Source organism: Thermodesulfobacteriota bacterium (genome assembly GCA_040755095.1).
Classification (GTDB): Bacteria; Desulfobacterota; Desulfobulbia; order Desulfobulbales; family JBFMBH01; genus JBFMBH01.
The window spans coordinates 1-15,404 of the sequence record JBFMBH010000116.1; the positions used below are offsets into that span (position 1 = coordinate 1).

Here is a 15,404-nt window from a genome sequence, read left to right on the forward strand (position 1 = left end):
TTGGTGTAGGGGGCGCCGATCTTCTTCTGCAGGGGGATCAGGATACCACTCGCCACGCCGTACGAGCAGAAGGCCTTGTACCAGCCGTCGAAGGCGATCTTACCGGCCTCCTGGGGATCGATCTTCTCGTACGGCCAGGGCAGGGCCGGAGCAGCCTCAGCAGCCTCGGCCCTGGAGAACAGGCCCGCGCCAACGCTGCCAAGAGAGGCCACGGCCGCAGCGCCCATTGCGCACTTCCCAGTCCCGATAAGCAGGTCTCTTCTCGATACGTCCATCGTTCACTCTCCTTAACGTCCTGTTGCAGATTGATGAAAGCAGGGACCTCAGAAGTCCCGTGCGGGGGAGGTGGCAGCTCGGGCGGCGCCGTGCCTTCGACACCTGAGCCCCACCCCGGGGATGCCGGCCGGGGTGGGGCTCAGGCCTGAATGGCACTGGATCCTGTTCGGGGAGGACAGTTCAAGCCAGGACCATTCGTCGCTCGGTGGCGGTCCGGCCGCGGTTGCGGCTCGGCGCCTCATTTCAGAAATTCGTTTCAATTGAAACGATGGCATTAGTAACACGACCAGTTCCCTGGGTCAACTAGAAAATACGGGCGGAAGGAAAAACGTCGGGATTAGGCAGGGGAGAGCTGTGCCGGCACCCCGGCGAGGTCAGCCTTGGGGCGCGGTGGTGGAGTCCGGCAGGGCGGCAGGATCGGGGGAGGGGGGGGTGGCGGGCTCGGGCGAGGCGAGCACCAGGTTGGTGAGGCCCCGGCGCTGGCGGACCAGAAGGCCGCGCTCCTCCAAGCGATGGAGGAGCCGAGTGACCTTGACCTTGTGCAGGCCGGACTCGGCCACGAGCTCCCCTTGCAGGATGGCCCCGCCGTGGGCGGTGACCATGGCGAGCAGGCGCTCCTCGTCCAGAGTCGGCTGGTCCGAAGCCTTGGCTGCTGGCCGGGCGGCAGGGGCTGCACCGGCATCCGCGGCGGGCGGGTGGGAGGGCAAGAAGCCGTCCGCTGTCTCGGCCACGGGCCGCGGCTCCCCGGCAGCAGGCCCCTGGCCGGACCGAATCTCGCTGCGGACCAGATAGCCGGCCAAAAGGAGCATGCCGGCTATGAGCGCATAGCCGAAGATGATCTCCGGCGGCAGATTCGCCAGCATGTGCGAGCAGACACAGGGCTCCCCCTGGGCCTCGCACAGGCAGCCGGAGGCCCCGGTGGAGCTGATGTGCAGCCGGCTGCCGATCACCGTCAAGACCAGAGCCATGGCCAGGGCCATGATCAGAAGGCCCAGGCCGGCAACCATGTTCTTGTGGAGCCGTGGCAGGGTCATCCCTTGTTTCCTGAAACCAGTTTCCTCTGGTTGTGCGGGCTGCGGACCTGTGCCGCCGGTCAGAGCACTCGCTTGTGGAAGCGGTAGCCTTGGAAGCTCAGGACCACGCCGCTGGGGGTGATGGCCTCCAGAAGCAGGCCTTCTCGCACCTGGTCGCCCGGGCGCAGCACCCGGCCGTTGATGCTGACCAGCCGGCTGGCCGCGTCCCGGGAATACCGGTGCAGGGCAATGGCGATGTCCGGCAACTCGTGGCGGACCGACAGGGGGAGCTGCCGGATGTCCATGGGCTCGACCTCCGCCCCGGCAGCCGCCGGCCCCCCCCCGTCGTGGGCGGCGCCGGCGGCGGCGGGCGGCGTTCTGGCCGCGCTTGCAGGGGCCGGTGGGGCGATCGGCGCCTCGAGCGCGCCGGCCCCGGCACCATCCCCGGCAGCGGCCCAGAGGCCTTCCTCCTCCTCCTCCTCCTCCATCGCGTCCGCGGGCTCTGGCATGAAGGTGTCGTCGGCGATCCCGGTATCCGCTTCCTGGGCGGCAAGGACCTCCTCGTCAGGGAAGGATTGGATTGTCGGGCCAGGGGCCGTGGCGTCGACCACCGCTGGCGGCTCCGCGGCCGGGGCAGCCCCTCCCTCCGGACCGGCAGGCCCCACAGGATGGAAGATCGGCTCGGCTGCAGCCAGCGGGGCAGCGACGACCGGTTCAGAAATGAAGGCCAAGGGCGCAGCGGGCTCAACCGGCGGGGTGGCCAGCGACTTGTCGGGCACCGTCCGTCCGGCTGCCGGCGCCGGCGTGTACAGTGGCGAAGTCGCCGCCAACCGGGGCGGTTCCATCGCGACCGGCGGTCCCGTGCTGACGCCCTCGGCCGCCGGCTCGACGATTGCCCACGGCCGGAGCCACCAGACGACCAGGACGTTGCCCCCAAAGAGCAGAACAAGGCCTGCGGCGACCAGCACCCATCGGGAGCGCTGCGGGGCCGGCGTCGACAGGGATCCCTGGACCGTGCGCAGGTCGGGCACCTGTCCGCGCCGTCTCTCCTGGTCCGACTTCTTGAGGGCCTCCAGAATGTACGACATGGCCGCTACTCCCGTCGTGGCCGCAGAAAGGGGCCCTGGCCACTCAACGCGCCTTCCAGGCGGATGATGGTCTGGACGCCCGCGATGCCGTCCGCCACCAGGCCCTGCTGCTCCTGGAAGCGCCGCACCTGGGCGGCCAGCTCCTCATCGTAGGTCTGGATCTGGCCAGACCGGGGCGGGCGCTGAAACAACTGGGCCAGTCGCCTGTCCAGCCAGGCCACATCGGTTCCCTGATGCCCTGGCCGTATGGAATCCTGATAGTCGGGCGGCGGCTGCCAGAGCACGGTGTAGGAGCCGGACCAGCGCCGCAGCAGGTCCTGGCTGGGCAGCGCTTGCCACGCGCCGCCAAAGGACACCCTGGCCTCTTCGCCATCCAGGACCGCCAGGGTGGTGAACAACGGCGCGCCATCGTCGCCAATCAGCCAGAGCACCGCCGGTCGATCCAACTGGGCAAGGTCAGACAACCGTCCCTGGCGTACCAGGCAGGCCAGGCCCAAGGCCTCGGCCTGCCGGCAGGGGGCGGGACCCTTCGGATCATAGTCCAGACCCCAGAGGCTGAACAGGGCCGCGAAGGCCTGGTCGAGACCCAGGGCCGCGGTCTCGTCCCCGGTCCACGCCAGATCCGTGGACTCAGCGGGCGGAACCTCGGCGGCGCCGGCTGCAGACTGCCCGGTCCCTGGGGCTTCCTCAGGGGAGGCCACGGCCGGGGGGGAGGTCAAGGTGGTGGCGACCGCCGCCAGATCAGGGGCTGGATCCACCAAGCGTGCGGCCAAGTCAGGCACCGCCTGCAGGCGCCAGCCGGCAACCGCCAAGGCGAGAACGGCCGCCGCCGTCCCGGCCGCCAGAAATGCGGGGCGGGCTCGGCGAGGCCGGGCCGGCCTGCCCAGCACCTCCCGGGCCGCCTGCTGCAGGATCCGCCCCTCCACCACCGGCTTGCCCTGGGCATAGGCGCCCAGAAGGGCCCGGTCACACAGGGCGTTGATGACCCGCGGCGTGCCGCCGCTCAAAATATGGAGGCCGGCAAGCACCCTGGCGGGAAAGAGCTGTTGCTGGGTGCCGGCCACCGCCAGTCGATGGCGGACATAGGCCGCCGTCTCTTCCCGGCTCAAGGGCCCCAGGTGGTAACGGGCGGTGATCCGCTGGGCCAGCTGGCGCAGGCCGGGCTGGCTCAGGATCTCCAGGAGCTCCGGCTGACCCAGCATGATGATCTGGAGCAGCTTATGGGTCGGGGTCTCCAGGTTGGTGAGCAGCCGGACCTGCTCCAGGACCTCGGGCGTCAGGTTCTGGGCCTCGTCGATGACCAGCGCCACCGTGCGCTGCTGGGCATGAGCCGCCAAGAGAAAGCTGTTGAGGGCATCCACCAGCACCTTGACACTGGTGGTCTCCCTGGGATAGGAGATCCGCAGCTCGTCGCAGATGCTGGCCAGAAGCTCGTGGGCGCTGACCCGGGGGTTGAGGATCAGGGCCACCTCGGTGCCCGGCGGCAGCTGTTCCAGCAGGCAGCGGCAGACGGTGGTCTTGCCGGTGCCCACCTCGCCGGTGAGCAGGACGAAGCCGCCCTGATTCTCCACCCCGTAGAGCAGATGGGCGAAGGCCTCCCGGTGCCGCTCGCTCATGTACAAGAAGCGGGGGTCTGGGGTGATGGAGAAGGGCGGTTCCTTCAGGTGGAAGAATTCTGCATACATGGGGGGTGGGCGGCTTTGCACAACCGGCTCAGCCGGCTTTATAATACCCGGATGCCACCGGCTTTCAACAGCGAGGCCGCTTCTCCCTCGGCACACGAGGGGGGCGTGCCCAGGGGGAGGACCCGATTCGTGACCGATGCCATCAGCCAGGCGGAGCTTGTCAGGGTGATCGCCGATGTTCTCGAGATGGGCCACGTGGAGAACGTGGTCGCCATGTTCAAGGAGGATCCGGCCCTGCACCTCCTGGTCGGGGATCTCATCCGGGATCAGCGCTACATGGTGCGGCTGGGGGTGGCGGTGCTTTTTGAGGAGCTGGTGGCGGCGCGGCCAGCGGAGGCGGCACAGGCGGTCCCGGCCCTTATCCCCCTCCTCGCCGAGGAGGATCCTTTTCTCCGAGGTGAGGCCGCAACCGTCCTGGGCATCATCGGTGGCCCGTTGGCTCTGGCCGCCGTGGCCCGCCTGACCGCTGACCCCGATCCCCAGGTCGCCCTGATCGCCCAGGAGCTGGCAGGGGAGGCGAGCACGCCATGAAGCCTGCTTCTTCCCCCGGCGCGTCCGGCGGGCCGATCCCCCAACCCCGGCTGTCGGTGGTCATGCCGGTGTACAACGAGATCCGGACCATCGACGCGGTGCTGGCGGCAGTCCATGCCGCACCGGTTCCCGTCCATGAGATCATCGTGGTGGACGACTGCTCCACCGACGGCACCCGGCAGCATCTGCAGACCATCGTCGACTCGCGGCTGCGGGTGATCTTCCATCCGGTCAACCGCGGCAAAGGCGCCGCCTTGCGCACCGGCTTCGAACGGGTGACCGGGGACGTGGTGGTGGTCCAGGACGCCGACCTGGAGTACGACCCCCAGGAGTATCCCAAGATGCTGGCTCCCATCGCCGAGGGCCGGGCGGATGTGGTCTACGGCTCCCGGTTCATGGGCGGCGCACCGCACCGGGTGGTCTACTTCTGGCACATGGTGGGCAACCGTTTTCTGACCATCCTGTCCAACATGTTCACCAACATCAATCTCACCGACATGGAAACCTGCTACAAGATGTTCCGGCGGGAGGTCCTGGAATCCCTCACCCTGGAGGAGGAGCGCTTCGGCATCGAGCCGGAGATCACCGCCAAGGTGGCCGGAAAGCGCTGGCGGATCTACGAGGTGGGGATCGCCTACCACGGCCGGACCTACCGGGAGGGCAAGAAGATCGGCTGGCGGGACGGCGTCCGGGCCATCTATGTCATCCTCAAGTACAACCTGTTCTGCCGCCGGTGAGCGCTGTGGCCATGACCAGTGCATGCGCCGCCGCCGGCGCGGCAAGCCCCTTCATCCTGGCCGTCTTCGAAGAGAATGGCTCCGGCCAGCGCAAGATCGAGGGCATCCGCCGTTTCGGCCGCAATCTCGCCATCGGTCACGTTTTTTCCGTCAGCGGCCCGCTGCCGTCCTTCATCGACGACCCCGCCGCCTTCCTGCCCGAGGACTGGCAGGCCGACCTCGTTCTCGATTTCCTGCGCCATCCCGACCTGTCCGAGCACCTGTCCGCCCTCGGCCAGAAACGCCGCATCCCGGTGGTCGCCTCCGGCAAGCGGACCGCCGGTGCCATCACCCCCTTCACCTGATGCGGCCTCGGCCGCCTCCCGGGCCTGGGGGCCTATGGTGAGCAGTTCGGGCTGCCCGAGCTGGCGGTGGCTCTGGAAGGCGAGCGGGTGGCGAACCTCACCGTCCTCCGGGGCGCCCCCTGCGGCGCGACCTGGCTGGTGCTGCCCCGCCTCATCGGCCGCCCCCACGCCGAAGTCCAGACCGCCATCGGCCGGGAGGTCCAGTACCGGTGTCACGCCGATCCCAGCCGCTTCGATCCCATCTCCGGCAAGAGCCCCCTGCACTACGCCGGCGACGTCCATGCCGCCGCCTTCCGCCAGGCCCTGCGGCGCGCCCTGGCCGAGGACGACGCCCATTCACCGGGGCAGGGACCGGGATGATTATTCCCTCCGCCGCCGTTTCCTCGCCCGTCTCGTCCAACCCACGGGAATTCCGGGCCGTTTTCGTTGACAGGCCTCTGATGGCCTGATTAGCATGGTTCCGGCACTGCACTGATGCACTCCTGCTGGGCTTGTCGATGACGAGAAACGGACCATGATGGAAGAGTCCACCACGCTTGAGCCTGGCCAGGTGCTGACCGGGCCCCTGTTCAACGAATCCATGCGGGTCGAAACCGTGCAACCGAACGGCCCGGCGAGTTGGATCGTCGGCCTGGTGGGAGTGGAGTCCGAGCGCTTCCGCAAGGTCACCCTGACCAGCGCTGATCTCGAGCGACTGACCATTGTTCTTGCCGGCCCTTCCTTCGATGGCGACGGCCGCCTCCTCCGCCTTGGCCTCCAGGCGTATGCCCTCGGCATCGCCTACGAGTTCGACCCGTATTTCGGACTCTCCATCTCCCGCGTTGATCCGCTGCCCCACCAGCTCGAGGCTGTGTACGACTACATGCAGGTGCGCCAGGAAATCCAGGAATTGCGGCGCCTCGCCGGTCAGGCCCGGGTGGTCGAGGAGTCGGGTGTTGAGGCCAAACTGTCCCAACTCAAGGCTCTTCTCCAGAAGGAAGGCTTCTTCGACCACCCCCAGCAACGCTTGCTTCTCTTCACCGAGTTCAAGGACACCCTTGAGTACCTCGTTGCTCGCCTGAAGCTGTGGGGGTTCCGCGTCGGCTTCATCCATGGCGGCATGAAGTCCGGCTCCCGGGACGAGCCCGGCACCCGCCTCCACGCCGAGCAGCAGTTCAAGGAGGGGGCCATCCAGGTGCTGGTGGCCACCGAGGCCGCGGGCGAGGGCATCAACCTCCAGATCTGTCACGTCCTTTTCAACTACGACATCCCGTGGAATCCCAACCGCCTGGAACAGCGGATGGGCCGCATCCACCGCTACGGCCAGCGCAAGGACTGCCTGATCTTCAACTTCGTGGCCAGCAACACCATCGAGGGCAAGGTTCTCCAGCGGCTGCTGGAGAAGCTCCAGGAGATCCGCGACGCCCTGGAAGACGACGCGATCGAGGTGCCATTCGTTCGATCCCCGGTAGGCACCACCGAGGGCAAGTATCTGCGGCGGGCCATCATCGGCGATGGCAGGCCGGCCTGTTTGCCCATGCACTTCCACGAGATGCAGAGCTTGCAGGCCGATCGTGGGCTGCTCGACTACACGGCGCTGATCCTTCCGGAAGCCCGCTGGGAGGATCTGGACCCCCTCGAATTCGAGCGCTTCCGCCGCTTCGTCCGCGAGGGTCAGGGCCGGGGTGACAACTCCCTGGTGGATCTTGGCGACCTTGAGCTCGCCAAGGCGTTGGGGGCGGTGCAGGCGAATCATTCCGTCTCGGCGGTCCGGGTCCTGGCGCTGCTCCTGTTCGGCCGGGAGGATTCCCTGCGGCGCTTCCTGCCGGCCCATGAGGTCGCCTTCCAGGTGCTTTTGGAGCAGCGGGTGGAGGTGAACGACTTCTTCCGTTGGCCGCTCTTGCGGGTGGTGGACGAGTTGTTGGCCCGTTTCCGGGCGCGTAACCGGGAAGAAGAGATCCTGGTCGGTATGCTGCGCGTCGGCGTGCCGGACCACCCACCAGGCGCGTTCCGGGAGGGCGTCGCCAATGCCTTGATCCACCGGGACTACACCCGGCTGGGCGCGGTGCATGTGCAGTGGCACAACGACCGGATCGAGATCGCCAGTCCCGGCGGCTTTCCCGCCGGCGTTCGCCTCGACAACCTGCTGGTCACCCAGCCCAGGCCGCGCAACCCGTTGCTGGCAGACGCTTTCAAGCGCGCCGGCATCGTCGAGCGCACGGCCCGGGGCATCGACACCATCTTCTACGAAGAGCTTCGGAATGGCCGACCCGCGCCGGACTATAGTCGTGGCAACGAAAGCGGTGTCGTGCTCGTGCTTCCCGGCGGCAAGGCGAACCTGGCCTTCGTCCGACTGGTGGCCGAGGAAGGTCTGGCCGAGCGGCCGCTCGGCCTCGACAGTCTGCTGCTCCTGCATCACCTGTGGCTCGACCAGCGCACGACAATTGCCGACGCCGCGGCTGTGATCCAGAAAGGCGAGGCGGAGGCGCAGGCCCGGCTCCAACAGCTGGTGGAGAGGGGCCTGGTCGAAGCGCGAGGTGATCGTACGGGACGGACGTGGCACCTGTCGGCCGCGACTTGGCGCCGGCTCGGCGAGCAGCCGGCCTCTGTCCACGGGCCTGGCCTGGCACAAGATCTCACGGCGCAGATAGTGCTCCAGCATGTCACGAGACATGGGCGGATTACCTGGCGCGAAACAGCGGAACTGTGTCAGCTGTCTCCGGATCAGGCCAAGCGACTCCTGACCCGCCTGGTGGAGAGGGGTGTGCTTCTGGCACGAGGAAAATTGAAGGGTGGGTTTTATGTCTTGGCGTCCCAAAATATGGGCGCGCCCATAACGGATATGGGCGCGCCCAAAAAAACGCCATAACCGCCGCCCCCCCCAAACGGAGTTATCCAATCCACAGCGACTGCTCGGCGGACGCACAAGAAGAAGCCGGTGCAGGTGGGCAGGGACGCGCCACCATACGGGGACAGGGAATGAAGATCCGGAAGATCTCTCTCAAAAACTGGAAGAACTTCGCCCAGGCGGACGCTACGATCCACGACCGTCTGTTCCTGGTCGGGCCCAATGCCTCCGGCAAGTCGAACTTCCTTGATGCCTTCCGGTTCCTCAGGGATCTCGCGTCCACCGGCGGCGGGTTCCAGGAGGCGGTCAAACGGCGCGCGGGCATTTCCGCAATCCGGTGCCTGGCGGCAAGACGGTATCCCGACGTGGAAATCGTCGTCACTCTGGGAACTGAGGACGACGCGGCAACGTGGGACTACGAGCTGGCCTTCCATCAGGACAATCAGCGGCGGCCGCTGGTGCGCAAGGAGAAGGTGCGCCGCAACCAGGAGATGCTCCTCGATCGTCCGGGAGAACCGGACAGGGCTGATCCGGAGCAGTTGACCCAGACGCATCTGGAACAGGTGAACGCCAACAAGGAGTTCCGCGAGCTGGCGACCTTCTTCGGCTCCATCCGCTACCTGCACATCGTGCCCCAGCTGGTCCGCGAACCGGACCGCTCCCTGGGGCGAACCAACGATCCTTTTGGCGGCGACTTCCTGGAACAAGTGGCGAAGACGCCGGCGAAGACGCAAGATGCGCGCCTCAGACGGATACAGGAAGCCCTGCGGGTGGCGGTGCCGCAGCTTGAGGCGATCGATCTCTGGCGGGATGGTCGTGGCGTGCCGCACCTGCGCGGCAAGTATCAGCACTGGCGGCCCCAGGGCGCCTGGCAGACCGAGGAGCAGTTCTCCGATGGCACGCTCCGCCTGCTGGGGCTGCTCTGGGCGGCGCTGGACAAGGAGGGCCCGCTGCTCCTGGAAGAGCCCGAGCTGTCGCTCCATCCCGAGATCGTGCGCCTGCTGCCGCAGATACTGGCGCGGGTGCAACGACGAACCGGGCGGCAGGTCTTCCTGAGCACCCATTCGCCGGATCTGTTGCGCGACGAGGGCATCGGGCTCGACGAGGTGTTGCTGCTTGCGCCAACCCGCGAGGGCACCCAGGTATCGGCCGCCGGCTCCCACCGGGAAATTGGCCATCTTCTGGAAGGCGGGCTGTCCCTGGCTGATGCCGTGATCCCCCACACCCGACCGCAACAGGCAGCGCAACTGACCCTGTTCGGCGAGCGATAACATGGCACCCATTGTCACTGCGGCAGTCGAGGGCCCCACGGACGAAGCCGTCGCCGGCAGGCTCATCACCCACGTGGGTGCGGAAATGGGACCCGTCCATGGCAAGCAGGGCAAACCCCATCTGCGACAACATGTCGGGGGCTACAACAACGCTGCCCACCACGCGCCCTGGCTGGTTCTCGTGGATCTCGACCGCGAGGCTGGCTGCGCGCCGCCGCTTTGCGATGCGTGGCTGCCGGCACCAGCACCTGGGCTGTGTTTCCGGGTCGCCGTCCGTGCGGTGGAGGCATGGCTCCTGGCCGACCAGGAGGCCCTGGCGGCGTTTCTTGGCGTGGCGCGCAAGAGAATCCCCGGTCAGCCGGAAGTCCTCGACGATCCGAAGTCCACCATGGTCAACCTGGCGCGAACCTCGCGCCGCAAGGCCATCCGCGAGGACATGGTACCCCGCCAAGGCAGCGGCCGTTCGGTCGGCCCGGCGTATCCCTCCCGTTTGATCGAATTCATCAGCGGCCATTGGCGTCCCGACGTCGCCGCGAAGAGGGCCGACAGCCTGGCCCGGACCATCCGTTGTTTGCGCAGGCTGGTGGAGGCCGCCCCATGATCCCCAAGGAGTGCAAGCGTCTTGCCGAGGTGGACTTCCCCATTGCCGAGGTCAGCCGGCATGCAGCACGGGAGAAGTCGATCCGCTCACCGGTGGCGGATTCTGGCAAAAAAAGGCCAGTGAATTGCAATTAAAGGCAAAAACAACAAGGGAGTGGTGCTGCTGTTGCCGGTGGCGGAGCGCGCGCGCCAGCTCTTTGGCCAGGATGGCCCCAGCGCCGTTGCTGCGCGCCTGGAACAGCCTGCCACAGCCGCTGTCCGTGCCACGCCAGCCCTGCTCTTCCCGGAGCAGGAGACGGCGCCGCATGTCCGCCCTGCCCGTGGTCGCCGCGTCGTCGTCGCCGCCATCCCTGTCGCCGCCGACCGCCTCGCCACCGCCCGTGAGGCCACCACCCTCGACCGGGTGCATGCGGCCATGCTGCTCCAGGCGGGCGGACGCACCAACGCGTGGCGGGCACTCATCAAGACCGAACAGGATCGCGGACCGGACTTCTTGCGCCTTGCCAATGCCCTTTCCGCCCTCTACCCCCGGGGCAGCGAGGAGAAACGCCTGCTGGACGCCATGCTGCTGGCGGTGCCGCGATGAGTCATCGGCAACGCCCGCAATGTGTGGTGGTCGTCGACGAGACCAAGCGGAAGATGCTCTGCCAACGCATTGAGGGGACGGTATGAAGGAGGACGGCACCCGCGATGCCAGTGCAATCCTTCGCGACGGCAAGGCCATTGATCGGGCGATGGTCGCCGCGCACCGCCGGATCATCATCCGGCATCGGCAGCTCAAAGTGCCGCTCGTAATCTGGCGCGACGGGATGGTGGTCGAGGAATGTCCCGATGCCGTCGCCCTGCCACCCGGTGAGGATCTGACCGAGCCGGTAGACGGTGAGCGCTGAAGGGGGGTTCCTTGTGCTGAAGAATTTGACCGTGCGGGGATTCAAGTCCCTGGTGGACGTCGGCGTCGAGCTGCCGCGCCTGGCGGTGCTGTTCGGCCCCAACGCCACCGGCAAGAGCAACCTCCTCGACGCCATCCAGGCGCTTTCCCGGATCGGGACCGAGCGCACCCTCGCCGACGCCCTGGGTGATCCCATCCGGGGGCGTCAGATCGAAAGCTTTTCGTTTGGTGTTGGCGGGCTCCAGGAACTGCTTGGCGCGCCCGAGGCCAGCTTCAGCCTCGACGCTGATCTCGGCGTTGGCAGGGACTTCTACCGCTACCGGATCACGGTCCGGATCGAGCCCGCATCCGGCAAGCTCACGGTCGCCGATGAGTACCTGGCGCAACTGGGCGTGCGCGGCGAGCCCAAGAACAGGCCCCAGGTCGAGAGGGTTGATGGGGAGCTGCGCATCCGGCGCAAGAGCAAGCCGGCGCATCCCCGCCACGAGCCCCTGGGGCTGCCCCACACCATTCTCTCCGACCCGCGACTCGGCGGCCTGGAGTACCGGGCCCTGGATCGGGTGCGGCAGGAGCTTACGGCGTGGCGGATCTACTACCTGGACCCTCGCGTTGCCATGCGTGCCGAGAGATCCCCTGCCGATGTCCGGGACATTGGCGTGCTCGGCGGCGACATCGCGCCTTTTCTCTATCGGCTGCGGGCGGAGCAGGGGAAGCACTTCGCCGCGGTGGTCCGCACCCTGCGCGCCATCGTCCCCAGCGTGGAAGACCTGCCCGTCGACCTCGACAAGCGCCGGGGCACCCTCGACATCCTCATCCGTCAGGCCGGCGTTGACTACCCCTCGCGCATCGTCTCGGAGGGCACCCTGCGGGTGCTGGCCCTGTGCGCCATCGCGGTGAATCCCTGGGGAGGCTCGCTTCTGGCCTTCGAGGAACCGGAAAACGGCGTGCACCCCCGCCGTCTGGAGCTCATCGCCCAGCTTCTCCTCTCCCTGGCGCTGGAGCAGGGCCGCCAGGTCGTCGTCACCACCCACTCGCCGCTGTTCTGCGATGCGATGCTGAGAGGCGCCGGCCGTCGGCCATCGGACATCGGCCTGTTCAACGTGCGGCGGGACGGTGCCACGACGATCGTGCAGCCCTTTGACGTCTCGGGACCGCTCTTCCAGAACCAGGAGATCGCAGCGGCCCTGACCGCCGGCACCGAGGATGGGCTCTTCGAGAGCCTGCTCTTGCGGGGACTCACTCGATGAGTGAGCCTGTCGTCGTCGACCTGTTCGTCGAGGAGCGCGGCCACGAGGCGCTCCTTGGACCACTCCTCCAGCGGATCGCAAAAGAGGAAGGGGTCGCGGCCGTGGTGCACGTACGGTCCGCACGAGGCGGCCATGGCAGAGCCATCGAGGAGTTCCGGCTCTACCAGACACTTGTCGAGAGATCCGTCGATCTTTCCTCGACCCCGGACCTGGTCATTGTCGCCATCGACGGCAACTGCACCACCTTCTCCACGGGAGCATGCCGGCATGGTGCTCAGGCGTCTTGCCGGCCGCACCGACAACACGGCGCCGGTTTTGACCCTCATCACCCAGTTCGGCGGCGGAAAGACACACACGCTGACGACGCTCTCAGCTGCGTTTCGAGGCCTGCTACCCGTTCCATCCGGCGACGCTTTCGGTGTTCCAGCGCAAGTGGCAGTCGCTGCCGCAATTCCAGCAGACCCGCGGCACATTGGCCATGCTGGCGCAGTGGATCTCCCTTGCCGCCCAGGATGCCTTCCGCAAGGCACGTACCGAACCGCTGATCACCCTGGGGTCGGCCCCCCTTGGCGAGCCCGGTTTCCGGAGTGTCGTGCTCGGCCAGCTCGGCGAATCCCGGCTCGTGGCCGCCATCGGTGACGATCCCGGCCGACGCTGTGAGCGGGCTTGCCAGCGAGCTGCGTCAGGTTTTGCAGGAGCTTGGCCTTGGCGAGGCGGTGCGGGTTGAATGAGGCGGCCCTTGCCACCAAGTTCGCCGTCGGGTTGGGGCGGGGCTGCCCACCGAGGCTGCCAGGACCTGGAAGTGGCTGGAGCTGGTGCGCTAACTGGGGACCGGCGGCGGGGTGAGGCCATGGCTGGGTGGAGGTGGACAGCGCCCCCGGGGCCGGCACGGTGATGCGGCTGGTGCTGCCCCAGGGCTCGCCGGCCTTCGCCATACACCCGGTCTGGCCCAGTTCTTCATTTCCCTTGACCCGTGGCGATCCCAGGATGTAAAGAGCGAGCCGAGACAGACCCCGGCCGCCCAGGGGCCGGCCCATCGTCATCCCAGGATCCAGGAGCCCAGCCATGGCTTGCTGCATCACCCCAGCCAACGATGACCCCTTCTTCTTCGACCGGGACGGCCTGCAGGCCATTGCTGCCGAGCAGGTCATTGGCCTGGGGCTGCGCGCCTTCAAGGAGCATCGGGTGCTGGCCATCGACCAGGACGGCGAACGGCTTTGGGCCGAGGTGGACGACGATGGCCAGGAATTCCCCCTCCAGGTGGAGATGGTCCTGGATGTGGAGGGCCGGCTGGAGATGGCCTGCGCCTGCCAGCAGGACCTGGAGACCGCCTGCCCCCATCAGGTGGCGACCCTTTTGGCCTATGCGGACCAGAAGGGCCAGACCGACCAGCTCCTGTCGGCGGCGGATTCCGCCATCCAGGAGCGGATCAAGCGTGGCCGGACCGAGGTCCGGGTGGAGCCCACCAGCGGCGAGCCCTGGTTCGGGACCTGGCGTGCCGGCTCCACCGCCGCCACCACCCATTTCCCCCGCCAGTACCGGGTGGCCATCCGCAGCCTCCATCGTCGGGCCAACTTCTGCACCTGCCCGGACTTTGCCAACAACCAGCTGGGCACCTGCAAGCATATCGAGGCGGTGCTGCACCGGATTGCGAAACACCCCGACTACCAGCAGCTCCTGGCCGAGCCCGCCCCGTTCCCCTACATCTATCTGGCCTGGGACGTGGCCGCCGCGCCCCGGCTGCGCCTCCATCGCGCCCGGCAGCTGTCTTCTGATCTGACCGCCCTGCTCGACGACTTTTTCGACGCCGAGGGCCTGTTCACGGGCCGGCTGCCCGAGGACTTCTTCCGGCTGGTGGAGATCCTGGACGACCGGCCGGATGTCCATGTGGGCGAGGATGCGGTGGGCTATGCCCAGCAGCTGGCGGCCGCGGCTGCCCACCGGCTGCGGGCCGGGGAGATCCGCCGCCAGATCGCCGCCACGGGTGGCCGCCTCCCGGGCGTCAACGCCCGGCTCTATCCGTACCAGATGGAGGGCGTAGCCTTCCTGGCCGGTACCGGCCGGGCGCTCCTGGCCGACGACATGGGGCTGGGCAAGACCCTGCAGGCCATCAGCGCTGCGGTCTGGCTCCACGACCAGGAAGGGGTGCGGCGGATCCTCATCATCTGCCCGGCCTCCCTCAAGCAGCAGTGGGCCCGGGAGATCGGCCGCTTCACTGGTCTTGGCGTGCAGGTCATCGAGGGCCCGGCACCGGAGCGGGGCGTGCAGTACCGGCGGCAGGCGGCCTTCTTCCTGGCCAACTACGAGCTGGTGCTCCGGGATCTGTCGGTGATCAACGAGACGTTGCGTCCGGATCTCGTCATCCTGGACGAGGCGCAGCGGATCAAGAACTGGCGCACCAAGATCGCCAACGCCGTGAAGCTCATCCCCAGCCGCTACGCCTTTGTCCTCTCGGGCACGCCCCTGGAGAACCGGCTGGAGGATCTCTACAGCCTCATGCAGGTGGTGGATCCCCGGGTGCTGGGGCCCCTTTGGCGCTACATGGTGGACTTCCATGTCACCGACGAGAAGGGCAAGGTGCTGGGCTACCGGAATCTGTCGGTGCTGCGCCAGCGGCTGGCGCCGGTGATGCTGCGCCGGGACCGGCGGCTGGTGCGGGACCAGCTGCCGGATCGGATCGTGCAACGGCTCGACGTGGCCATGACGCCCAAGCAGCAGGAGCTGCACGCGGCGGCGATGAACGTCGCCGGCAGCATGGCCAACATCGCCAAGAAGCGGCGGCTGACCCCTGGCGAGGAGAACCGGCTCCTGGCCGCCCTGCAGCAGGCGCGCATGGCCTGCACCGCCGCCGGCCTGGTGGACAAGGAGACCGCCGGCGCGCCGAAGCTCGACGAGC

General features: G+C 67.6%; 16 protein-coding genes. 12 read left to right on the plus strand and 4 right to left on the minus strand.

Annotated features, from left to right (window positions below; translation table 11 throughout):
- The 4 genes from AB1634_15085 to AB1634_15100 form a co-directional block, all read right to left on the minus strand.
- Window positions 1–227 (minus strand): hypothetical protein (locus tag AB1634_15085; protein MEW6220839.1); only part of this gene is annotated, 227 nt, incomplete at its 3' end.
- Window positions 228–650: 423 nt separating this feature from the next.
- A complete protein-coding gene (locus tag AB1634_15090; protein MEW6220840.1) occupies window positions 651–1,310 on the minus strand; it encodes a MarR family transcriptional regulator in 660 nt (219 codons plus the stop codon).
- 59 nt (window positions 1,311–1,369) lie between these two features.
- Window positions 1,370–2,377: a general secretion pathway protein GspB gene (locus tag AB1634_15095; protein MEW6220841.1), complete on the minus strand. Its 1,008-nt coding sequence runs from the start codon at window positions 2,375–2,377 to the stop codon at window positions 1,370–1,372.
- 5 nt (window positions 2,378–2,382) lie between these two features.
- Window positions 2,383–4,062, minus strand: a complete 1,680-nt coding sequence (locus AB1634_15100) for an AAA family ATPase (protein ID MEW6220842.1) — start codon at window positions 4,060–4,062, stop codon at window positions 2,383–2,385.
- Between the two features lie 129 nt (window positions 4,063–4,191).
- Here AB1634_15100 and AB1634_15105 point away from each other — a divergent pair, with 129 nt between their 5' ends.
- The 12 genes from AB1634_15105 to AB1634_15160 all read left to right on the plus strand — a co-directional run.
- On the plus strand, window positions 4,192–4,593 hold the full coding sequence (locus tag AB1634_15105; GenBank protein MEW6220843.1) for a HEAT repeat domain-containing protein: 402 nt from the start codon (window positions 4,192–4,194) through the stop codon (window positions 4,591–4,593).
- Window positions 4,590–5,330: a glycosyltransferase family 2 protein gene (locus tag AB1634_15110; GenBank protein ID MEW6220844.1), complete on the plus strand. Its 741-nt coding sequence runs from the start codon at window positions 4,590–4,592 to the stop codon at window positions 5,328–5,330. The genes AB1634_15105 and AB1634_15110 overlap by 4 nt, the downstream gene beginning before the upstream one ends.
- An 11-nt stretch (window positions 5,331–5,341) precedes the next feature.
- Entirely contained in the window at window positions 5,342–6,034 is a 693-nt protein-coding gene (gene dfsP / locus AB1634_15115; protein ID MEW6220845.1) for a DUF166 family (seleno)protein DfsP, read from the plus strand.
- A 157-nt stretch (window positions 6,035–6,191) separates the two neighbouring features.
- The gene (locus AB1634_15120; protein ID MEW6220846.1) at window positions 6,192–8,522 is read left to right on the plus strand and encodes a helicase-related protein; all 2,331 of its coding nucleotides are present in this window, start codon (window positions 6,192–6,194) and stop codon (window positions 8,520–8,522) included.
- Between the two features lie 110 nt (window positions 8,523–8,632).
- The gene (locus AB1634_15125; protein MEW6220847.1) at window positions 8,633–9,772 is read left to right on the plus strand and encodes an AAA family ATPase; all 1,140 of its coding nucleotides are present in this window, start codon (window positions 8,633–8,635) and stop codon (window positions 9,770–9,772) included.
- Between the two features lies 1 nt (window position 9,773).
- Window positions 9,774–10,373, plus strand: coding sequence for a hypothetical protein (locus AB1634_15130; protein MEW6220848.1), 600 nt, complete (start codon window positions 9,774–9,776; stop codon window positions 10,371–10,373).
- Window positions 10,370–10,507, plus strand: coding sequence for a hypothetical protein (locus AB1634_15135; GenBank protein MEW6220849.1), 138 nt, complete (start codon window positions 10,370–10,372; stop codon window positions 10,505–10,507). The genes AB1634_15130 and AB1634_15135 overlap by 4 nt, the downstream gene beginning before the upstream one ends.
- 22 nt (window positions 10,508–10,529) lie before the next feature.
- Window positions 10,530–10,958 carry a hypothetical protein gene (locus tag AB1634_15140; GenBank protein MEW6220850.1) on the plus strand — a complete coding sequence of 143 codons (429 nt, stop codon included), beginning with the start codon at window positions 10,530–10,532 and terminating at the stop codon, window positions 10,956–10,958.
- Window positions 10,959–11,040: 82 nt separating this feature from the next.
- On the plus strand, window positions 11,041–11,262 hold the full coding sequence (locus AB1634_15145; GenBank protein MEW6220851.1) for a hypothetical protein: 222 nt from the start codon (window positions 11,041–11,043) through the stop codon (window positions 11,260–11,262).
- Between the two features lie 13 nt (window positions 11,263–11,275).
- Window positions 11,276–12,508 (plus strand): ATP-binding protein, encoded by a 1,233-nt coding sequence (locus tag AB1634_15150; protein ID MEW6220852.1) that lies wholly within the window; start codon window positions 11,276–11,278, stop codon window positions 12,506–12,508.
- A gap of 418 nt (window positions 12,509–12,926) precedes the next feature.
- Entirely contained in the window at window positions 12,927–13,235 is a 309-nt protein-coding gene (locus AB1634_15155) for a hypothetical protein (GenBank protein MEW6220853.1), read from the plus strand.
- A gap of 338 nt (window positions 13,236–13,573) precedes the next feature.
- Window positions 13,574–15,404: SNF2-related protein (locus tag AB1634_15160; protein MEW6220854.1), on the plus strand; the 1,831-nt coding region annotated here is incomplete at its 3' end.